Annotated in this window: 17 protein-coding genes and 1 pseudogene; 13 read left to right on the forward strand and 5 right to left on the reverse strand. The window is 63.7% G+C overall.

Annotated features, from left to right (window positions below):
- Window positions 1-13: 13 nt before the first annotated feature.
- From F8197_RS08965 to F8197_RS08975, 3 genes are all read right to left on the reverse strand, one after another.
- Window positions 14-817 (reverse strand): YciI family protein, encoded by an 804-nt coding sequence (locus F8197_RS08965; protein WP_152881584.1) that lies wholly within the window; start codon window positions 815-817, stop codon window positions 14-16.
- A gap of 210 nt (window positions 818-1027) precedes the next feature.
- Window positions 1028-1519 carry a VOC family protein gene (locus F8197_RS08970; protein ID WP_152881585.1) on the reverse strand — a complete coding sequence of 164 codons (492 nt, stop codon included), beginning with the start codon at window positions 1517-1519 and terminating at the stop codon, window positions 1028-1030.
- 127 nt (window positions 1520-1646) lie between these two features.
- Window positions 1647-4064, reverse strand: coding sequence for a TonB-dependent siderophore receptor (locus F8197_RS08975; RefSeq protein WP_227012165.1), 2418 nt, complete (start codon window positions 4062-4064; stop codon window positions 1647-1649).
- Window positions 4065-4398: 334 nt separating this feature from the next.
- Between F8197_RS08975 and F8197_RS08980 the strand changes: the two genes are divergently transcribed.
- The 3 genes from F8197_RS08980 (at window position 4399) to F8197_RS08990 (ending at window position 8300) form a co-directional block, all read left to right on the forward strand.
- Entirely contained in the window at window positions 4399-5112 is a 714-nt protein-coding gene (locus F8197_RS08980; RefSeq protein ID WP_152881586.1) for a gluconate 2-dehydrogenase subunit 3 family protein, read from the forward strand.
- Window positions 5113-5247: 135 nt separating this feature from the next.
- Entirely contained in the window at window positions 5248-7020 is a 1773-nt protein-coding gene (locus F8197_RS08985; protein WP_152881587.1) for a GMC family oxidoreductase, read from the forward strand.
- Window positions 7017-8300: a cytochrome c gene (locus F8197_RS08990; protein WP_227012166.1), complete on the forward strand. Its 1284-nt coding sequence runs from the start codon at window positions 7017-7019 to the stop codon at window positions 8298-8300. Before F8197_RS08985 ends, F8197_RS08990 begins: the two co-directional genes overlap by 4 nt.
- Window positions 8301-8432: 132 nt before the next feature.
- Here the strand turns inward: F8197_RS08990 and F8197_RS08995 are convergent, their stop codons facing one another.
- Both F8197_RS08995 and F8197_RS09000 read right to left on the reverse strand, forming a co-directional pair.
- Window positions 8433-8786, reverse strand: a complete 354-nt coding sequence (locus tag F8197_RS08995) for a hypothetical protein (RefSeq protein WP_152881588.1) — start codon at window positions 8784-8786, stop codon at window positions 8433-8435.
- Window positions 8787-9044: 258 nt separating this feature from the next.
- Window positions 9045-9356, reverse strand: a pseudogene (locus F8197_RS09000) (KGG domain-containing protein); the annotation flags it as partial.
- A gap of 266 nt (window positions 9357-9622) precedes the next feature.
- On the opposite strand from F8197_RS09000, the gene F8197_RS09005 reads away from it, so the two are divergent.
- The 10 genes from F8197_RS09005 to F8197_RS09050 all read left to right on the forward strand — a co-directional run bounded on the left by F8197_RS09005 (window position 9623) and on the right by F8197_RS09050 (window position 22070).
- A complete protein-coding gene (locus F8197_RS09005; RefSeq protein WP_227012167.1) occupies window positions 9623-11629 on the forward strand; it encodes a glycoside hydrolase family 97 protein in 2007 nt (668 codons plus the stop codon).
- 78 nt (window positions 11630-11707) lie between these two features.
- Entirely contained in the window at window positions 11708-12193 is a 486-nt protein-coding gene (locus tag F8197_RS09010) for a Dps family protein (RefSeq protein WP_019922705.1), read from the forward strand.
- Window positions 12194-12456: 263 nt separating this feature from the next.
- Window positions 12457-13650, forward strand: a complete 1194-nt coding sequence (locus F8197_RS09015; RefSeq protein ID WP_227012168.1) for a sialidase family protein — start codon at window positions 12457-12459, stop codon at window positions 13648-13650.
- Window positions 13647-14321, forward strand: coding sequence for a hypothetical protein (locus F8197_RS09020; protein WP_152881590.1), 675 nt, complete (start codon window positions 13647-13649; stop codon window positions 14319-14321). Before F8197_RS09015 ends, F8197_RS09020 begins: the two co-directional genes overlap by 4 nt.
- A gap of 70 nt (window positions 14322-14391) precedes the next feature.
- Window positions 14392-15225 carry a hypothetical protein gene (locus F8197_RS09025; RefSeq protein ID WP_152881591.1) on the forward strand — a complete coding sequence of 278 codons (834 nt, stop codon included), beginning with the start codon at window positions 14392-14394 and terminating at the stop codon, window positions 15223-15225.
- Window positions 15225-17213 carry an LTA synthase family protein gene (locus F8197_RS09030; protein ID WP_152882012.1) on the forward strand — a complete coding sequence of 663 codons (1989 nt, stop codon included), beginning with the start codon at window positions 15225-15227 and terminating at the stop codon, window positions 17211-17213. The genes F8197_RS09025 and F8197_RS09030 overlap by 1 nt, the downstream gene beginning before the upstream one ends.
- A gap of 168 nt (window positions 17214-17381) precedes the next feature.
- Window positions 17382-17636, forward strand: coding sequence for a hypothetical protein (locus tag F8197_RS09035; RefSeq protein WP_152881592.1), 255 nt, complete (start codon window positions 17382-17384; stop codon window positions 17634-17636).
- A 2-nt stretch (window positions 17637-17638) separates the two neighbouring features.
- On the forward strand, window positions 17639-18157 hold the full coding sequence (locus tag F8197_RS09040) for a hypothetical protein (protein ID WP_152881593.1): 519 nt from the start codon (window positions 17639-17641) through the stop codon (window positions 18155-18157).
- Window positions 18158-18354: 197 nt separating this feature from the next.
- A complete protein-coding gene (gene mutS / locus F8197_RS09045; RefSeq protein WP_152881594.1) occupies window positions 18355-21045 on the forward strand; it encodes a DNA mismatch repair protein MutS in 2691 nt (896 codons plus the stop codon).
- The gene (locus F8197_RS09050) at window positions 21042-22070 is read left to right on the forward strand and encodes a hypothetical protein (protein ID WP_152881595.1); all 1029 of its coding nucleotides are present in this window, start codon (window positions 21042-21044) and stop codon (window positions 22068-22070) included. Before mutS ends, F8197_RS09050 begins: the two co-directional genes overlap by 4 nt.
- The last annotated feature ends 1 nt before the right edge of the window (window position 22071 follow it).

Genomic DNA, 22071 nt, shown 5'->3' on the forward strand with positions numbered 1-22071 from the left:
CAACGCGAGCAGGCTAATAGCCGCGCTTGCGCTGCTCCGAGGCCTCGCGCAGCATCCCTTCAAGCAATTCGGCGCGCATCCGTTCTTCGGCGGCGCGCATCTCCGGCGTGAATTCACGCTGCTCGCGGCGTTCGCACACCTCGCGGATTTCGACGGTGACGTCGCCCGCGTGCGGGTACGGGCAGCCGCCGGCCCAGGCAATCGCCAGGTCCAGGGTAGCGGCCTGGATGATCCAGTAGCCCGCCACCAGTTCCCGCGTATCGGCAAACGGTCCCGCCACCAGCGAGGTATTGGCGTTGGCAAAGTGCACCCGCGTGGCCGTGCGCGTGGCACTCAGGGCGCTGCCGGCCAGCAGCACGCCGGCGCGCGCACTGCGTTCTTCGTGGGCGCGCATGCGCGCCAGCGCTTGCGCCGGTGGGGCAATGCCGAACTCGGCCTCGAAGTCCGACCGCAGGAACACCACGTACCGGGTCCAGTCCGGATTGCGTTCCGGCACACTGCCGGGCGCGGGGCCGTGTGCCCTGCCGTCGGCGAAAGGCACCTGGTCGCGGATTTCATAAACCGCGCCGGCGTCGAACAACGGCCACCACCGCACCTGCTCGATCACGTCGGCGCGCGACGGCGACTGCACCAGCGTAAAACCGGCCACGATCTCACGCGGCGGGTAAGGCCCGGTATCACGGCTCCACACGCCATCGCGACGCACCAGGCGCAGCGCGCTGTCGCTGGGGCGCATGAAGACGCCCGGCTCCAGCGCCGGCGGCTGATCGCCGCGTTCGGTACTCTGGTTGGCGCGGCGCAGTACCACGAATTCCATGCATGACTCCTGGGTAATTTCTTAAAAGCATTATCCCAAGTGATAGCACGCCTCGGCAAGCTTTCGTGGGCCGACCAGGGCTATCGGCAGGTGCGAGGCCGGTATACCGTTGTTGCGCCGGTACGAGCAAGGGCTCGCGGGCGTGCTTCAGCCGGATTCCTGCGCGATTCCAGCTGCATTGCGGCTCAACTCAGGCGGGATTCAGGCCGGTCAGCCGCAACCACCGGGCCCCTGCTGCGCCATGGCCCGCATGATTTCCTCGGTACTCAAATCGCGCTGGTGGGTGGCGATGGCCCAGTAGTGGCCGAACGGATCGACCAGCATGCCGTAGCGGTCGCCCCAGAACATGTCCTGCGGCGGCATTTTGGCCTCGCCGCCAGCTGCGATTGCCTGGGCATAAGCCGCATCGACATCGGCCACGTACAAATGCAGCGTAACCGGACTGCCCTTGAGCGCCTTGGGGCCCATGCTGCCATGCTCGGGAAAATCGTCCACCAGCATGATGGTGGAGTCGCCGATGCGCATGCTGGCATGCATGATCTTGCCGTCGGGACCGGGCAGGCGCATGGTTTCCACGGCATTGAATGCTTGTTGGTAATAGGCCATCGCTGCTGCCGCGCCCTCGCAAACGAGGTGGGGCGTGATGGTGTGCATGGCCGCAGGAACGGGCTGTGCCGCGTCAGGCTGAGCGGAAGTCGTCATGATGATCTCCTTTTCGAGCCATCCACTTTACGCCCACCGCATGCGGCACGACTGAAATCGACGTGATTTTTGCGTTTTCGAGACAACGAACCGGACCATCAACAAGTCCGGTTCGCCATTCAAAAAATCAGAACGTGTAGTTCACACGGGCGTACACAAAGCGTCCGCCCCGACCGAACGGCGCCCGGTTGGAGAACGGCGCGGCCGCGTTCGAGGTCAGCGACGACGGCAGCGAGTCCGGGTAGATATCGAACAGGTTGTCGGCGCCCAGCGCCAGCTGGGTTTGCTTGGTAATGGCGTAGCGGCCTTCGGCGTTGACGATGGTTTTCGCCGAAACAGTCACGTCCGTCGCGGCCGTGGTGCCGGCCGAAATGATTTCGCCGTAGCGGGTGGCGCTGGCGCTCACGCCCCAAGCTGCCTGCTCCCAGTTGACCGATGCCGTGATCTTGTTTTTCGGCTGGCCTTTTTCCAGGCTGATCACGTTGGCGCGGCCGAACAGCACCGGCGCCGGGTTCAACGCAGCGAGTTCGGCCGTTTGCGGCACGCGTTTGACTTCGGTCTTGTTGTAGTTGCCGGCCAGGGTGAAGTCGAACTTGCCGTAGGCGGCCGAACGCCATGGGTAGTTGGCCACGATGTCGATGCCGTCGGTGCGGGTATCGACGCCGTTGATGAAGAAGCGGGCGCCGCCGATGCCGGCATAACCACGCGACGCCAGGTAAGTACGCACATTGGCCGCGTTCAAGTTTTCCGACAGCACGATGCGGTTATCGATATTGATGCGGTAGGCGTCGGCCGTGATGCTCAGCGCGCCAACGCGGAACACCGCGCCCAGCGAGAAGTTGACCGATTTCTCGGCGTCGAGCGGCTTGGCGCCCAGCGCGACCGCAGCAGCGTCGGTCGGACGCAGGGTCACGATATCGAACGGCACGCCGTCAATAAAATTGGTGGACGTGGACGTGTAGAGCTGCTGCTGCGGCGACGGTGCACGGAAGCCGTTCTGGATCGAACCGCGCAGGGCGAATTCCGGCACGAAGTCGTAGCGGGCGGCCAGCTTGCCGGTGACGTTGCTGCCGAAGTCAGAATAATGCTCGGCGCGCGCTGCCAGCGAGGTCAGCAATTTGTCGGTCAGGTTGGTTTCCAGGTCGATGAAGGCGCCGGTGGAATGGCGGCCCTTGTCCACCGCGTTTTCCGGACGGTAGCCCGGGAAACCCTGGGCACCTGCCGCCGATGGCGTGCCGTTGGCCAGCAACACGCCGCCGTAGCGGTAGGAATCGGGCTCGCCGGCCCACAATTCATAATTTTCCCAGCGCGCCTCGGCGCCCACGGCCACGTTGAGCGGCTTGGACAGGAAGGCCACGTCCACCGGACGCACGGCCGAGAAGTTGGCCGACAGTTGTTCGTAGGCGAAGCCGCCAGCGTCGAAGTCGGTCTTGCTGGCCGCGCCGATCGAGCGGTTGAGCGTATTGGTGACATCGAACGCCATCTTGTTCTTGCCGTAAGTCAGCGAAGTGTCGTAGTCCCAGCCCTGGCCGCTCCAGGTGGTGCCCAGCGCCGCGCTGAAGTCGGTCACGGTCGGTTCGATCACAGGCAGGAAGCCGTCCGGATAAATCGCCGCCACGTTTTCATCCTGCAATGGGCGACGGAAGAACGCTGCCGATTCCGACTCGCGCCGCTGATAGCTGGCCCAGCCGTAGATTTTCTGGCCGCTGGCCAGGGTCTGGCCCGCATTGGCAAACAGGGTCGCCTGCTTGAGGTTGGGGTCGCCGGACCAGGTGTCGTAGCGGTTGGCGGTCAGTTCACGCGGATCGAAGGCGCCGGTGGTGGCGTTGCCCACGCGCGGGTAGAACTGGCGCGTGTCGTAGGCGCTGCGCTCGCTGTGTTGTTGCTGCTTCAGTTCGGCCGCGACGGTCAGGAAGCCGTTGTCGCCCAATTCAAAACCTTTCCAGCCACCCACGGTGTAGGTTTGGCCGTCGGTGCGCTTGCGTTCGGTCGGCACGGAGAGGCCAAGGCCGGTCGGCTGCGCCACCGGGTTGAAGCTGTATTCGGTCTTGCGCACGCCGCCGGTGGCGCTCAGGGCGCCGCCGCTGCGGTTTTCACGCAGACGGAAGTTGATCACGCCAGCGATCGCATCGGAACCGTACTGGGCGGCAGCGCCGTCACGCAGCACTTCCACGGTATTGATGATGCCGGACGGCAGGGTATTGATGTCGGTCGAAGCCGAGCCACGGCCGATGGTGCCGTTCACGTTGACCAGCGAGGACGCATGGCGGCGCTTGGAGTTCACCAGCACCAGCACCTGGTCGGGCGCCAGGCCGCGCAGGGTGACCGGGCGCACGGTGTCGGTACCGTCGGTCAGGCCCGGGCGTGGAAAGTTCAGCGCAGGCAGCACTTTCGACAGCGACTCGCTCACTTCGGTCACGCCGTTGTTGCTCAAGGTCTTGGCGGAAATCACATCGACGGCCGAGGCGGTATCGAGCACAGAGCGGTTCGAGACGCGGGTGCCGGTCACCACTACCGTGGCTTCCGGGGCTACGGCGGGGGGCATCGGCCGATTGCGCGTGGGCGGTACCGGCAGTGGCGAACAGCGTGCCGATGGCAACACTGAGCAGGCGGCGTTGCAGCTGTGGCTGAACTGAAAATTTATTCATATATGACCAATCATCGTTGCGGGTTGTTTTTATGTGAAAACAATATAAGGCTTGCACTTGTATAAAGGAACGAACGATTAGGCATAAGCTTTATATAAAAAAAGTAGTTGCATGGAAGTAGGAGCAATCTTTCCTATCCAATCGGTAAGTATCGCAGTGCAGCATCCGCGCGTATCCTTACCCCTTTGGAAACTCATCACACATCGTACAACGCTGTGTTACCCACCCATCATGTCCAAAGATAACGTCAATCTGTCACGCCGCACCATCCTGATGGCGACTGCGGCAGCCGTTCCCCTGGTGACCGCCCCGATCTATAAAGCAAAGGCCGAAGGCCTGGAAGGCACCGACCTGCAACGCTACCAGCCGGTGTTTTTCACGGCGCCCGAATGGCAGTTCCTGCTGGCCGCCTGCGACCGCCTGATCCCGGCCGAAGGCCGTGGCCCCGGCGCGCTGGAAACCAATGTGCCCGTGTTTATCGACCAGCAACTGAAGAACGGCCTCGGCGACGATGTCTATATGCAGGGGCCGCACCAGGCCGATGCGCCGGCCACCATGGGGTTCCAGCAAACCCATAGCCCGCAGGACATGTACCGGATCGGCATCAGGCTGGCGCAGCAGGCCAGCGTGGCCGTACACGGCAAGCAGTTCCAGCAACTGTCGCCCGCCGACAAGGATGCGCTGCTCACCAGGCTGCAAAAAAACGACATCGACTTCGCCGCCCTGGGCGATCCGTCATTGAAAGCTTCGCAGTTTTTCGGCCAGATGCTGGGCGACGCCAAGAACGGCTACCTGGCCGACCCCGCCTACGGCGGCAACAAGGACATGAAGGCCTGGGTAGCGATAGGCTTCCCCGGCGCCCGCGCCGCCTTCACCGAATGGGTCGATACCCATAACGTCAAATATCCGCTTGGGCCAGTGAGCCTCTCCGGCAAGCGCGCTTGATGAGGCACTAAAACCTACTGCGCGATCGCCTATCGCCCTTGTGTTGCTCAGCGTACGTTCGTCCGCCTGCGCTACTCAGGACGATAACCGACCGCTCGCTACGGTTTTAGAGGCCTCCTAACCAATAGGTACCTTATGCAAAAAATTACCAATGACGACGTCGATGTCGTCATCGTCGGACTCGGCTGGGCCGGCTCCATCATGGCCATCGAACTGGCGCAGGCTGGCCTGAAAGTACGCGCGCTCGAACGCGGCCCCGACCGTCCACCCGAAGACTTCGCCTACCCGAAGCCGGCCGACCAGTACGCCTACGCGATCCGCAACAAGGTGTTTGCCACCCCGCGCGACGCCGCCCTGACCGTGCGCTACAACACCGGTGAGACCGCCCTGCCCACCCGCAAGTGGGGCGCGTTTGCGCCCGGCACCGGCGTCGGCGGCTCCGGCCTGCACTGGACCGGCGTGCTGATCCGCCCTACGCCCACCGATATCAAGCTCAAGACCTATGCCGACCAGGCGTACAAGCGCGGCGCGCTCGACCCCGACATGCGCGTCAAGGATTTCCCATTTACCTGGGCAGAGATCGAACCGCACTACGACAAGTTCGACAAGATCTGCGGCCTGTCCGGCAATACCGGCAACCTGAACGGCCAGATCCAGCCCGGCGGCGACCCGTTCGAAGGTCCCCGTTCCAGCCCCTACCCGCTGCCGGCGCTGCACGACACCTACAACAGCTCGCTGTTCGCGGCCACCGCGAAAAACATGGGCTACCACCCGTTTCCCAATCCATCGGCCAACGTCTCGAGTGCCTGGACCAACCCGTACGGCTCGCAACTGGCGCCGTGCAATTACTGCGGTTATTGCAGCAAGTACCCGTGCCTGAACTATTCGAAAGCTTCGCCGCAGACCACCATTCTCGACGTGGTCAAGCGCATGCCCAATTTCGACTACAAGGCCAACGCGATGGTGATCCGCGTCGATCTGCACGCCGATAAAAAGACCGCCCGGGGCGTGACCTATATCGACGAGCAGCAGCGCGAAGTGTTTCAGCCGGCCAAAATCGTCATCCTGTCGAGCTTCCAGTTCGCCAACGTGCGCCTGATGCTGTTGTCCGGCATCGGCAAGCCGTACGATCCGATCACCGAAACCGGCACCATCGGCCGCAACTACGCCTTCCTGTCGAACGGCGCGGCGACCTTGTTCTTCAAGGACAAGCACTTCAATTCGTTCGCCACGGCCGGCGCCACCGGCGAAATGTTCAACGACATTTCGCCCGGCAATTACGACGATGGCATCAGGCTCGGCTTTCTCGGTGGCGCCAAGATCCACAGCTCGCAATCGACCGGCGCGCCGATCGGCACCGCGCTGCCGCCGGGTACGCCAAGCTGGGGCCAGGGCTGGAAAGAAGGCATGGTGGACTGGTATGACCGTTCGATGAAGATCGGCATCACCACCACCTGCATGTCGTATCGCGGCCACTTCCTCGACCTCGACCCGACCTATAAAGACCCGTGGGGCCAGCCGCTGCTGCGCATGACGTTCGACTGGCGCCAGAACGAACTGAAATTGCAGCGCTACCTGCGCGAGATCGTCGGCAAGATCGCCAAGGAAATGAAGCCGGACTTCATGTCGGAGAGTTTCCTGGGGCTCGATTCGCACTGGGACATCACCAAGTATGTGTCCACCCACAACGTGGGCGGCGCCATCATGGGCGATTCGCCGCGCGACTCGGCGCTGAACCGCTACCTGCAATCGTGGGATGTGCACAACGTATTTGTCCCGGGCGGCAATGCGTTCCCGCAGAACTTCCAGGCCAACCCGACTGCCACCATCGGCGCCATCACGCTGTTCGCGGCCGAGGCGATCAAGAACCACTACCTGAAAAACCCTGGCCCGCTGGTGCAAGTATGAACATGAAAAATACCGTGAAAAAATTCGCGCAATGTCTGACGTTTGCTGCGGGACTGATCGCTGGCGCCGCGCATGCCGCGCCAGCGGAAACACTGGTCCAGCGCGGCGCCTACCTGGCCCGCGCCGGTGACTGCATCGCCTGCCACAGCGCACCCGGCAAACCGGCGTTTGCCGGCGGCCTGGCCATCGACAGCGGCCACGGCATCATCTACTCGACCAACATCACGCCCGACAAGCAGCACGGCATCGGCGCCTACACCGAGCAGCAATTTGCCGACGCGGTACGCAAGGGCGTGAAACCGGACGGTACCCACCTGTACCCGGCCATGCCGTACACCAGCTACGCCAAGGTTAACGATGCCGACATCAAGGCGCTGTACGCCTACTTCCAGGCGGGCGTCAAACCATCGGCGTACGCGCCGCCGGCAACCAATATGGACTTCCCGTTCAACCTGCGCTGGGGCATGGGCGTGTGGAACTTCATGTTCGCCTCCGACCAGCCGTTCAAGGCACAGCCGGGCTGGAGCGCGCAGGTGCGCAACGGCGCCTACCTGGTCGAAGGCCTGGGCCACTGCAGCAGCTGCCACACGCCGCGCGGTTTCGCCATGAACGAAAAGGCCAGCGACAGCTCGGAAGCGAAATTCCTCGCCGGCGGCGACTTGAATGGCTGGCCGGTACCCTCGCTGCGCGGCCTGCCGCGCTGGAACGAGGCGGCCATCGTCGATTACCTGCAAACGGGGCGTAATACCACGTCCGCCGTGGCCGGTGAAATGACGGCCGTGGTCGAGCACAGTACCGCGCACCTGAACGATACCGACCTGCACGCGATCGCCGCTTACCTGAAAACCCTGCCACCCGCCGCGCCGCGCACTGCCACCGTCCAGGCCCAGGGCGTGGCAGCGACGGCAAAAAAACTGACGGCGGCTACCAACCTGACCCTCGGTGAACGCCTGTACCTGGACAACTGCGCCGCCTGTCACTTCGTGACCGGCAAAGGCGCAGCTCGCGTGTTCCCGGTGCTCGACGGCGCCACCGTCGCCAACGCCGACAGCCCGGCCGCGCTGATCCACGTGATCATGCAAGGCGCGCGCACGCCATCGACCGACAAGGCGCCGTCGATCCTGGTGATGCCGGGCTTCGGCAAACGCCTGGACGACAGGGAAGTGGCAGCGCTGGCGTCGTTCGTGCGCCAGGGTTGGAGCAACACCGGCGCGCCGGTGACCGAACGCGAGGTGGCGAAAGTGCGGGCGAAGGTGCGGGCGAAGGCCACGCAGGAGTAACCTCGCTGGTCCCGCTGCGTGCCGACACCGCAGGTCCGTCAGTTAGCAGAGAGGCCGCGTGCACGCGTATTGCCTGAACACCCTGCGTCCCTTTGCATGCACCGGGCGGCAGCCGCAATCGAACAAGCGCCATCAACCTTGCAGCACCTGTACGTAATCGTCCAGCGCGGTGCGTACGGCGCCTGTGCAGCGGTCGACCTCGAGATCGTGGACCTTGCCGGCCAGGCGGTCGGCGGCGGCGATGATGATATTCGGTGACACCTTGCCGTCGCGTTCCAGCGCGGTGGCGTATTCGCGGATATCGACCAGGAATTGCCGGATGGAGGGATGGGTGCGCTGATCCCAGGCGGCGGGCGTGGCGAGCCACGCCGCTACCGCGTGTTCGAGATCGGCAATCGCGCGAAACAGGTTTTCGCGCGCAGCCGTGGAGGCCTGCCGGCTGGACGGCGTGACGGTGGTTACGCGGGGTCCGGAGTAATTGTGCATGGTCGATAGCGGCAAGGTACGGAGGATACGACATCTGGCAAACCTCCCGCAACGGCGCCAGGCGAGGGCCAGGACGCCGCTGCGGGCTTGCTGCGGGTGGTACGCGACAGCGCCGCGTCAACGGTTCTTGTGACTTTGGCGGCCAGCTTCCGCATGTTGCTCCGGCGTTCCGCCCCGGGTGCCAGCGGAACTCGAACTGGAACTGACACCAGAACTGCTGCGGCTGCCCGAACCTGCGCCGCTTTGCTGGTTGCCCGTGTTTTTGTGGCTTTGGCGGCCAGCTTCGGCATGTTGTTCAGGCGTGCCGCCCCGGGTACCGCCGGACGAGCTGCCGCCGGAGGCACTTTGCTGATTATTGGTGTTTTTGTGGCTTTGGCTGCCAGCCTGGCGGGCTTCTTCCGAGTCGAACTCGTGGGCGTTGCCGGAGGCGTGCGCAGCACGGCCGCCTTCGGCAGCGATCTCGCGTTGACGTTCGGGATCCATCGAGGCGAAACCACGGCCGCCGCCTTGATTTCCCCCTTGATTGCCCGACTGCTGGTTACCTTTGTTACCTTGGTTCGAATTTGCCATGACAAGTCTCCTGAGAATCCTCGCGTCCGCCTATCGGCCGCGACAGGGTCTCCATAATGCGCAGCCGTGGGCGGGGCGAACATCGGCTTGCGGCTTGGGATCAAGTAGGAACACTCCGACGACGCCGGCGATGTCGATACGCTAAAAAAACATAGGTTGGCTTGGTGAATTTCGCAATTGCCTGCAAGGCAACACGCCAGCAAAATGCCAGGCTACCCTAAAAGCGCACACGTCCCATCCAATAGCGCCCACCCATCGGAGACACCATGCCAGCGCCTGTTCGCAACATCCGCAATACTCCCAAGATACGCACCGTCGGCTTCATCGTTGCCACCCTGTGCTGCGCCGCCGCCTCGGCGCAAACCGTGACCGTCAACTCCCCCGATGGCCGCAACGCCGTCACCATCGACAGCGCGCAGCTGACCTGGTCGCTCGCCCGCGACGGCAAGCGCATCATCGAGCCGTCGCCGCTGGGCCTGAAACTCGATATCGGCACCATCGGCCGGGGTGCACGCCTGGTGGACCAGCAACAAACCACCGTCAACGACACGTACCAGATCGTGCTGGGCAAGGCCAGCACCGCGCCCGACCACTACCGGCAACTGGCCCTGACGTTTGACGCCAGCGCCGCGCTGAAGTTCCAGCTGCTGGTGCGCGCATACGACAACGGCGTGGCGCTGCGCTACGTGGTGCCGGAACAGCCAGGTGTCAAGGCACTGAACGTCAAGGCCGAAGACACCCAGTTCAACTTCGCCAAAGACTATGACTGCTGGGGCGCCAACATGGGCCGCTTCGACACCAGCTTCGAAGCCGAGTACGACCAGATGAAGGCGTCGAAAATCCGCAACTTCCACAACGTCATCGCGCCGCTGGTATGCAAGACCGGCGCTGGCAACACCACGTTTGCGATTGCCGAATCGGACGTCAAGGATTACCCGGGCTTCTTCCTGTCCGGCCGCGGTGACGCCGGCCTGGGCGTGGGCGTGACGCTGCCGCCGCGCTTCGACAACGACCGCGATTTCCGCTCGCGCAAGACCGTGTCGGCCAACGTGCAGTTCAAGGGCGACGGTTTTAGAACACCGTGGCGCGTGGTGATGCTGGGCGACGCGCCCGGCGACCTGGCCGCTTCCGCGCTGATCCCCACGCTGGCGGCGCCATCGCGCATTGCCGACACCAGCTGGATCAAGCCGGGCAAGACCTCGTGGGACTGGTGGAACGACTGGGCCGTGAACGTCCCCAACGCGGGCGTGAATACCGCCACCTACCGCGCCTTTGTCGATTTTTCGAAGGAGATGAAGCTCGACGATATCCTGATCGACGAAGGCTGGTCGGTGGGCAGCGACATCGAACCCAATCCGCAGGCCGACGTCACCCGCGCCAAGCCGGAAATGGACATGCCGGCGCTGATGCAATATGCGCGCGAGCGCAACGTGGGCGTGTGGCTGTGGGTGCAGTGGCACCAGCTCGACCGCCAGATGGACGCTGCCTTCAAACAGTACGCCGCCTGGGGCGTCAAGGGCGTCAAGGTGGACTTCATGAACCGCAACGACCAGGAGATGGTGGACTGGTACCACAAGGTGCTGGCCAAGGCCGCCGAGTACAAGCTGATGGTCAACCTGCACGGCGCCTACCCGCCCGATGGCCTCAACCGCACCTGGCCCAACTACATCACCCAGGAGGGCGTGCTGGGCGCGGAGAACAACAAGTGGAGCGCCCGCATCACCGCCACCCACAACGTCACATTGCCCTTTACGCGCATGATTTTGGGGCCGATGGATTACACGCCCGGGGGATTCCGCAACGCCGCGCCGGCCAACTTTGTCGCCCGCAACCACGAGCCGATGGTGCTGACCACGCGCGGCCAGGCCGTGGCCATGTACGTGGTCTATGACAGCCCGCTGCAAATGGTGTCCGACGCCCCGGCTGCCTACAAGAACGCCGACGGCACGTGGGCCGATGGCGCGCAATTCATCCAGCAGGTACCGACGACCTGGGACGAAACCCGCATCCTGGCTGGCGACATCGGCCAGTACATCGTCTCGGCCCGACGCAAGGGCAATACCTGGTACCTGGGCGCGATGACCAACGAAGCCGCGCGCACGATCAAGGTGCCGCTGGCATTCCTCGGCAAGGGAGGCTTCACCGCGCAGGTGCTGGAAGACGGCAAGGACGCCAGCCACCTGCGCGCCAGCACGCGCCAGGTGACTGCGGGCCAGAGCCTGACCTTGAAATTGGCGCCGTCGGGCGGCGCGGTTGCCGTCATCACGCAGTGATCCGCCCAGACGACACGTTTTGCGCCGGGCGGCTACAATAGTCGTCACTAGTCCGCCAACCGATAAGGAGATTTACCCATGAGCGATAACACCGTCAAGATCGATATCGGCCTGTCCGAGAAAAGCCGTTCCGAGATCGCCGCTGGCCTGTCCGGCCTGCTGGCCGACAGCTACACCCTGTACCTGATGACCCATAACTTCCACTGGAACGTCAAGGGTCCCATGTTCAACTCGCTGCACCAGATGTTCATGACCCAGTACACCGAGCAGTGGGGCGCGCTCGACCTGATCGCCGAACGGATCCGCGCACTTGGCTACCCGGCGCCCGGCACCTACGCCCAGTTCGTGCAACTGGCCACCATCAAGGAAGTGGAAGGCGTGCCGAAAGCGATGGACATGGTGCGCCACCTGGTAAACGCCCAGGAAGCCACCGCCCGCACCGCGCGCAAGCTGCTGCCGCTGGTGGGCGAGGCCGACGACCAGCCAACCGCCGACCTGCTCACCCAACGCCTCGACGTGCACGAAAAAACCGCGTGGATGCTGCGCAGCCTGCTGGAAGAATAAAAGTTACCTGAGAGTTACACGAGCCCGTCGCCAGACGGGTTCGCTTTCACGACCCCTCCCCCTGCGGCTGCAATTTTAAATTCTCCCACCTAACATTTCCTCTAACTTTTGCTGTACGATACCTGACTCATCCGTCAATTAAGGTCGGATGCATGGTTGTTTTCGCCATCCACGAGGTGCTGCGGAAATCGTATATTTAGGGCAAGAGGATCAAGGCGTCTGCTTCCTTCGTGTCCCGATCTCTTGGAGACGGAATGGGAGCTTTGCCCCTACCATTGAACAGCGCTGCGCAGCAGGAACTTCCGGTGCGCCAGCCGCGCCACACCCGCCTGCTGGCATTGTTGTGCATTGCTGCCGCCCTGGTGGCCACGGGCGCTGAAACCTGGCGCTGGTCACGCAGCGCGCTGCACCGCGAACGTCCCACGTTGCCAGTCCACACCGGGGCGCCGATTACCGGCGTCACCGAGCTGTCGCACAGTATTCTTCCGATGCCCGCAGGCGTGCCGTCCGCGCACGCCAGTTCGCTTGCCACCCTGCCCGGTGGCGGCCTGGTCGCGTTCTGGTGGGCCGGCAGCCGCGAGAGCGGTCCCGACGTCAAGGTGTATGCCTCGCGCTGGGCCGATGGCAAATGGAGCCGTTACTGGGAAGTGGCCAGCCGCGACTCGCTGGGCCAGGCGCTCGGCTACGGCGTGCGCCGCATCGGCAACCCGGTGGCGTGGACGGCACTCGATGGTTCGCTGCATCTGTACGTGGTGGCCACGGGCCTGGGCGGCTGGGCCGCCGCGCGCCTGGTGCAAATGCAGTCGCACGACCAGGGCGCCACGTTTACCGTCAAGCGCGTGCTGCCGATGTCGCCGCTGTTCAATACCAGCACGCTGGTGCGCTCGGCGCCGCTGGCGCTGGCCGAGGGCAGCTGGTGGCTGCCCGCGTATTTCGAGATCGGCTACAAGTATCCGATGCTGATCTCGTTCAACGCCCAGGGCGAACCGCAGCGGGTTACCCGCATCGGCACCCGTACCCAGTCGCTGCAACCGAGCCTGGTATCGATGTCGCCCACCGAGGTGCGGGCCTGGATGCGCGACGACGGCAAATCGCGCCGCGTGCAGCAGGCGGTGAGCCGCGATGGCGGCCAGACCTGGAACGACGTCGAAGCGACCGCCCTGTTCAACGACAGCACGGCCCTGGCGGTGCTGCGCCTGTCCAATGGCAGCCTCCTGATGCTGCACAACCGCGAAGATATCGACGGCAGCGCCCGCAGCGCACTGACGCTGTCGCTGTCCACCGATGCGCGCACCTGGCGCCCGCTGCTCGACATCGTCGATGGCGGCGCCGGCGACGAATTCTCGTACCCCGCCATGAGCCAGGTCGGCGACGAACTGCACATCAGCTACACCTACCAGCGGCGCGCCATCGCCCACCATCAATTCAAAATCAACCTGCAGGAGGAGACCAAGTGAACCTGCCCGATCTCATGCTGCAGATTGTCTACGGCCGCCTGGCCTGGGCGCTGGTCGCCGCCGCCCTGCTGCTGGCGCTGCTGCCTGTCACCGCCCGCCGCACCAAGGTGCTGATCGTGGCCGCCACCGTGGCGCTGATGGCCCTGCCCGGCCCGGCCTCGCCGGCCTACTGGCTGACGCTGGCATTACAGTATCCGAGCGGCCTGCTGCTCGGCTTTGCCGTGATGGCGTTGCGCGCCCGCTGGCATGGCAGGCAGCCGCGTTTCGCCATGCGTCCCGGCCTGGCGCTGGGCCTGGCGGCGATCGGCCTGCTGTTGTATCTCGATACCTTCGGCGTCCTGGCGCTGGGACTGTACTATGGCGGCTTCAACCCGGTGGCCGCGCCGCTGCTGGCCTGCGCGGCCGCCGTCGGCTTCGCGGTCAATGCATGGCGCGGCCATGCTGCCGCGCCGTCGGCCGCGATGCTGATGGCACTGCTGCTGTTCTCGGTGCTGCGTCTGCCGACCGGCAACCTGTGGGATGCGCTGCTCGATCCGCTGCTATGGTCCTGGGCGCTGGGCTCGACCATCGTGGCCGCCCGCCGCCGTCTGGCAGGGCGCCGCGCCTTGCACCGGCAACCGGCGCAGGCTACCCCGGACCTGGTGGCAGCGCGGGCCGTCCGTGCAGAATGATGCGGCGCTTTAAGCAATACGATATAAACAATATAAATAACTGAGTAAATAACTGAATCAAGGAGTGGGTATGGCAAATAACAAATGGTACGGTCACCCGGTCATCGCGGTGGGCATCCTGATCAACGTGTTCGTGATGATCCTGGCGATCGTCTGGCGCAACGACCCGCCGGCGCTGTGGCGCCTGGTGGTGGAAGACGGCATCGTCGAGTGGATGCAGTTCCTGTGCTTCGCGCTGCTCTCCGGCCTCTTGGGCTTCCTGGCGGTGGAACAATGGCAGCGCAACCCGAAAATCAACCTGCCACTGCTGGCGTCCGTCTTCCTGTGCGCGCTGGTGGGACTGGCTGCGCTCGAGGAAATCAGCTGGTTCCAGCGCATCCTCAACATCGCCTCGCCCGAGTTCTTCCTGGAGAATAACAAGCAGGCCGAGACCAACATCCACAACCTGGCCATGGGCAGCGGCAGCCTGCACAAGGTGCTGCTCCTGAAAATCATCGCCATCGTCGGCCTGACCCACAACATCATCCTGCCGATCGTGGCGCTCAAGCGTCCGGGCGTGCAGCGCTGGGTGGAGAGCCTGGGCCTGTACCTGCCGCCGCTGTGGCCATCGGTGATCTACATCGTCCTGGTGGCGATTTCGCACCTGGTGATCGACCATCCGCGCAAGGGTGAGCTGGGCGAGATGTTCGGCGCCGTGCACTACCTGGTGACGGTGTTTGCCGCCTACTACCTCGGCGCCAACTACGGCCGGCCGGCGGTGTTCCAGGATGCGCCCGATGCGCGCCGCGTCTCCACCCTGTTCTGCATGCTGCTGGTGTTCCTGCTGATGACAGGCTGGATGCTGTCGGCCGGCGCCGGCGCCGGCAGCTACATCGCCAGCCACCCAGGCTTCGGAGCCGAATGATGCCAAGGCGTGCAGACACTTTCCTCCAGCGCAGCGGCGCCCGGCTCGAGCGCCTGACCCGCTGGGCCGGCCCCTACGCCGCACTGGTGCAGTTGCTGCTGCTCGGCGCCGCGCTGCTTACGCTCTCGCGCCTCGGCCTGATCGCCTGGCAGTGGGACCGCGTGGCGGCCACCGGCATCGTCGGCCGCATCCTGGTGCAAGGCGTACGCGCCGACCTGATTTTGCTCGGCTATTTCATCGCGCTGCCGCTGTTGCTGGCGCCGTTGCTGGCCTACCAAAAAACACTGCGCATCTGGAAAGCGGTCTCGGTGACCTGGGTGACCTTCGCCCTGATCTTCATCGTCTTCATGGAAGTGTCCACGCCGCAGTTCATCATGCAGTTCGATGTGCGCCCGAACCGGCTGTTCATCGAATACCTGTCGTACCCGAGCGAAGTGATCGCAACGCTGTGGAACGGCTTCCGCATCGCGCTGGTGCTGGGCGTGCTGGCCACCATTGCCTTCACCATCGGCATCTACAAGCTGCTCCAGGCGGCATCGATCAACGTCACCACCTGGCGCGCCTGGAAGGTGCTGGCCGTGTGGCCGGTGCTGGTCGTGCTGGTGTTCGTGCAGATCCGTTCGACCACCGCCCACCGCCCCGCCAACCCGGCGTTGTTTGCGCTGACCGGCGACTCGATGGTCAATTCCATCATCATCAATTCGCCGTGGTCGGTGCTCGACGCCATCTACTCGATGAGCAAGGAAGCCAATTCGTCGGAGATCTACGGCGAGTATCCGCGTGAAAAAGTCTTCACCACCGTGAAAAGCGCGCCGTGGCTGCGCGACCTGCAGTTCACCAATCCCGAGCTGCCTACGCTGCACCAGCAGACCGCGTTTGTCCAGCGCGAGCGCCCGTTGAACCTGGTGATCGTGCTCGAGGAAAGCCTGGGCGCGACGTTCGTGCAATCGCTGGGCGGCCTGCCAGTCACGCCGGAGCTGGAAAAGCTCAAAGGCGAAGGCTGGTGGTTCGAGCAGCTGTACGCCACCGGGACCCGCTCGGTGCGTGGCATCGAGGCCGTGGTGGCTGGTTATGCGCCAACGCCGGCGCGCAGCGTGGTCAAGCTGTCGCTGGCGCAGCAAAACTTCTACACGCTGGCCCTGGGCCTGGGCCAGCAGGGCTACCACACCGAATTCGTGTACGGCGGCGAGGCGCACTTCGACAATATGCGCGGCTTCTTCACCGGTAACGGCTTCCAGAGCGTGGTCGATCGCAAGTCGATGAAGCCGGTGTTCGAAGGCAGCTGGGGCGCGTCCGACGAAGACCTGTTTGACAAGTCGCTCGAACGCCTGAAGACCTTGCACGCGGACGGCAAGCCGTTTTTCAGCCTGATTTTCACGTCGTCGAACCACGAGCCGTTCGAGTTCCCCGACGGCCGTATCAAGCTCCATGATCCGGAAAAGCAGACCGTCAACAATGCGGTGATGTACGCCGACTACGCGCTGGGCCGCTTCATCGCGCAAGCGAAAAAAGAGGCGTACTGGAAGGACACCGTGTTCCTGATCGTGGCCGACCACGACAACCGCGTGTACGGCGACAGCCTGGTGCCGATCAAGAAGTTCCACATCCCCGGTCTGATCCTCGGCGCCGATGTGCAACCGAAGCGCATCAAGACCATCGCCAGCCAGGTGGACCTGGCACCCACGCTGTTGTCGCTGATCGGCGTCTCGAGCGAACACCCGATGATCGGCCGCGACCTGGCCCGCGACAGCGACACCCCGGGCCGCGCCCTGATCCAGTTCGACAATTACTTCGCCTGGCTGGACGACACCTCCGCCACCATCCTGCGCCCGGGCCAGGAACCGTTGCTGGGCGCCTACGACTTCGGCACTGGCGTGATGACCCCGCAAGCCAAAGCGCCGGACCCGGCCAAGGTGGATCAGGCGATGTCGCACGTGATTTTGCCGTCGATTTTGTATCGGGAGCAACGGTATAAGTTAGCGAAGTAACACGCTAGTACTACTAAGCAAAAGCCCGCATCGCTGCGGGCTTTTCGTTTTTACCGATGTACCGCACGCGCCACGCTAGCGAGAAATGCCGCGCCAAAATTTCGAGGTCCAGCGTAAGATTGGCGAAATAAGACCCGACGACCGGCTGGCAACTTGTAGGAGGACATCATGACCGAAGAGAGAATTATCAGGGAGACGATCGATAAGATCACAATGCCCGAAGAGGTCAAGGCGGTGGATTTTTCATTTTCTGAAGATTCCACGGGCATGCCCGCCGTGTGGATCAATCTCCATGTGTCGGACGACCTCCATCCGTCCGAAGCCAAGGTCGCCATGTTCACCGCGCTGAAACGAGAGATATCCAAAAGAATATTCGAAGCTAATGCAGATGCTTGGCCTTATGTTCGTCTGATAGCAGATTAACCATGCCGTTTGCCAACGACTTGTTGAACCAGGCTGGGCATTTGGCTTTCGTCGATCATGGCAAGCCCCGCCAAGCCAACCTGAGGCGCGCCGTCTCGTCTGCATACTACGCCGTCTTTCATTTGTTGGCGGACGAAGGAGCTGCACTTATGGGTAGCAGACTTAATCAATTGGCTCGCACCCGGATTCAACGCGCTTTTACCCACGCGGATATGAAGTCGGTTTGTTCACAATATGCAAAAGGTTCCCATTCCCGCTCGGTGCACGCTCAAATCGCACCGCTCCTTTCGTTCCCTGTTGAAGATGAATTGATGCACCTGGCGTTCACTTTTGTTGAGCTTCAAGAGTATCGTCACGCCGCCGATTATGACCTGTCACGAAAATTCTATCGGATCGACGTACTGGCAATCATCAACGCTGCATCGGCAGCGTTCGAGGACTGGCGTGTTGCCAAGCCGACCAATAATGCCAAGATATTCCTGGTGGATCTAATGCTGCGCAAGTCATGGTCACGTATTTGATAAGTATTCTTTAGCGACTTCGCAAATTTGAGCAAGGGCAACCGCCCTTTAAGAGGTATCCGGCCAGACGCTCATCGTTTAAGTGCGGCAACTTGGGAGCACCGGCAGAACGCGGTAAAATGCCAAGCCATACGCGAGAGACACTCCCCCTCGCGAAACCAGCACATCCGCCCCACCGCACCACCGAAAACGAAACAATGACCACCGTCCCCACCGAAATCAACGCTGCTGCTGTCAAGAACGCTGTCACGAAGAATCCTGCTGAGAAAATCACGCCAATGATGGCCCAATACATGGGCATCAAGGAACAGCATCCCGACATGCTGGTGTTCTATCGCATGGGCGATTTCTACGAGCTGTTCCACGAGGATGCGGAAAAGGCGGCGCGTATTTTGGGCATTACGCTGACGGCGCGCGGATCGTCGGGCGGGCAGCCGATCAAGATGTGCGGCGTGCCGTTCCATTCGCTCGAAGGCTACCTGGCCAAGCTGGTCAAGATAGGCGAATCGTGCGCGATCTGCGAGCAGATCGGCGATCCGGCCACCAGCAAGGGACCGGTCGAGCGCAAGGTCATGCGCGTGGTCACGCCGGGTACCTTGACCGACGCCGACCTGCTGCCGGAAAAAGCCGAGCGGCCGTTGCTGGCGATGTGCATCATCACCCAGCGCAAGGTCGCCACGGCCGGCCTGGCGTGGTTGTCGCTGGCCAGCGGCGCGCTGCGGCTGATGGAGTTCTCGGGCGATGTCGCTACCGTCAACACACGCATGCTGCAAGAACTCGAGCGCATCGCGCCGGCCGAGGTGCTGCGCGGCGATAACGCCGACCTGTTCGAGGAGGCGCTGACGTGTCACGTCAACCGCGTGCCGGACTGGCATTTCGACGTGGTGAGCGGCCACAAGTCGCTGCTCGACCAATTGAGCGTAGCCACCCTCACCGGCTTCGGCGCCGACAATCTTGGCGCGGCGTTTGGCGCCGCCGGCGCGCTGTTGCGCTATGCGCAATCGACGCAAGGCCGCGGCCTGCAGCACGTGCGCACGCTCACCACCGAAACCGAGAATGAATTCATCGGGTTGGACGCCGCCACGCGCCGCAACCTGGAGCTGACCGAGACCATCCGCGGTCAGGAATCCCCTACCCTGTTCTCGCTGCTCGATCACTGCCGCACGTCGATGGGTTCGCGCCTGCTGCGCCACTGGCTGCACCACGCGCGCCGCGACCAGGGCATTGCCCGCTCGCGCCATGCGGCCATCGCTGCGCTGGGCCAGTCCGATGTGACGGGCGCGCTGTCGCACACGCTGGCGCAGGTACCCGACATCGAACGCATCACCACGCGCATCGCGCTGCTGTCGGCGCGCCCGCGCGATCTGGCCAGCCTGCGCGACGGTCTAAAACAATTACCGGCGCTGCGCCATGCGATGCAGCGCGCCCTGACCGACGGCGGCCTGCTGGCCGCGATCCACGGCGACACCGCCACGCCCGAAGCCTGCCTCGACCTGCTGCACCGCGCTGTGGCGCTGGAACCGGCGGCCATGGTGCGCGACGGCGGCGTGTTCGCACGCGGCTTCGACGCCGAACTCGATGAACTGCGCGCGCTGTCGGAAAACGCCGGCCAGTTCCTGGTGGACCTGGAGACGCGTGAGCGCGCCCGCACCGGCATCGCCAACCTGCGCGTTGAATACAACAAGGTCCACGGCTTCTACATCGAAGTGACCAACGGCCAGGCCACCAAGGTGCCCGACGACTACCGCCGCCGCCAGACCCTGAAAAACTGCGAACGCTACATCACGCCGGAACTCAAGGCCTTCGAAGACAAGGCGCTGTCCGCGCAAGACCGCGCACTGGCGCGCGAAAAGATGCTGTACGACGTGCTGCTGGGCGACCTGGCGCCGTTCATCGGCGAGCTGCAAACCATTGCCAGGGCGCTGGCGCAGCTCGACGTGCTGGTGTCGCTCACCGATCACGCCTTGCGCCATAACTGGTGCGCGCCGCAGCTGGTGGACACCACCTGCGTGAACATCGTCGAAGGCCGCCACCCGGTGGTGGAAAACCAGATCGAACGCTTCATCGCCAACGATTGCCGCTTCGTCGACGAGCGCCGCCTGCTGTTGATCACCGGCCCGAACATGGGCGGTAAATCGACCTTCATGCGCCAGGTGGCGCTGATCGTGCTGCTGGCCTACGTGGGCAGCTATGTGCCGGCGGCCAGTGCGGCCATCGGTCCGATCGACCGCATCTTCACCCGCATCGGCGCCACCGACGACCTGGCCGGCGGCCGGTCCACCTTCATGGTCGAGATGACCGAAGCGGCGGCGATCCTGAACGGCGCCACCGCCAATTCGCTGGTGCTGATGGATGAAATCGGCCGTGGCACGTCCACCTTCGACGGCCTGGCGCTGGCGTGGGCCATCGCCCGCCACCTGATCGACACCAGCCGCAGCTTCACGCTGTTCGCCACCCACTATTTCGAGTTGACGCAGCTGCCCGACAATCACCCTACCGCCGCCAACGTCCACCTGTCGGCCGTGGAGCACAAGGACAGCATCGTGTTCCTGCACGCGGTACAGGACGGCCCGGCCTCGCAAAGCTACGGCTTGCAGGTAGCGCAGCTGGCCGGCGTGCCACAGCCGGTGATCAAGGCCGCGCGCAAGCACCTGGCGCGCCTGGAAGCGCAGGCGCTCGACGCCACGCCGCAACTGGACCTGTTTGCCGCCCCCACTATCGACGCCAACGACGATGCGGTGGAGGCCCCTGCCGCTGCTGCGGAATCGCCGGCGATGCGCGAGCTGCTCGATGCGCTCGACGATCTCGATCCCGATGCGCTGACCCCGCGCGAAGCGCTCGAACAGTTGTACCAGCTCAAGCGCCTGACGGAGACGGCGCAGGCATGATGCACGCCGCGCGCGCAGCGGTACGACTGGTGGCCCGGGTACGTTTTGCACGCACCGGGCTGGCGCTGTCGTTCGCTGCCTGCGCGCTGTGGCTGGCGCCCGTGCATGCCGAAAGCAAGCCCGAATCGAAGACCGAATCAAAGGCCGAATCCAGGGCAGGCGGCTTCCAGTTCGGCGTGATCGGCCACTCGTTCAAGACCGGCGCCGACGAAACGGTGCTCAAGCGGGCGATTGCCGGCGCCACCCAAGGCAATCCGGCGTTCGTGGTGGCCACCGGCGTCAAGGCCGTCAGCGAACCTTGCAGCGACAAGCTGTACACCGGCCGCCACGCCCTGCTCAACGCGTCGAGCGTGCCGATGGTGGTGTCGCTGGCCGGCAGCGACTGGAGCGCGTGCCTCAATTCCGCCGGCCGCTCGAACGCCATCGACCGCCTCAACCGCCTGCGCGAGCTGTTCTACCGCGACAGCGAAACGCTGGGCGCCAAGCGGCTGCCGGTCACGCGGCTATCGAGCAGCGCCAAGTTCCGCAGCTACGCGGAAAACGCCCACTGGCAGGTGGGCAAGGTGCTGTTCGCCACCATCAACCTGCCGGCCAATAACAACCACTACCGCGCCGAAGCGGGCCGCAACAGCGAATACGAAGACCGGCTGGTGGCCAACCGCGCCTGGCTGCACCGGCTGTTCAACCTGGCCGTGCGCCAGCAAATGGAAGGATTGGTGCTGTTTTCGGATGGCGACGTGGGACTGGAAGCGGAACCGGGCTTTTCGCTGCTGGCACGCTTCGAATCGAAACGCGACGGTTTTGCCGAACCGCGCAAGCAGATCAAGACGCTGGCTTCAAAATTCAAGGGGAAGGTGCTGCTGGTCGATACCCAAGTGGTGCAGGCGGCAGAGAAGGAGCCGTCGATCCACTGGCAGGACAACGTGGGACATCTGAACCTGGCCGCCGACTGGACCGAGGTACGCGTGGCGCCCGCAAGCGCCACGCTGTTCATGATCAAGGGCGCCGCCGAAGCGACACCCTGAT

The sequence above is a fragment of the Duganella sp. FT27W genome (assembly GCF_009295655.1).
Classification (GTDB): Bacteria; Pseudomonadota; Gammaproteobacteria; order Burkholderiales; family Burkholderiaceae_D; genus Rugamonas; species Rugamonas zoogloeoides.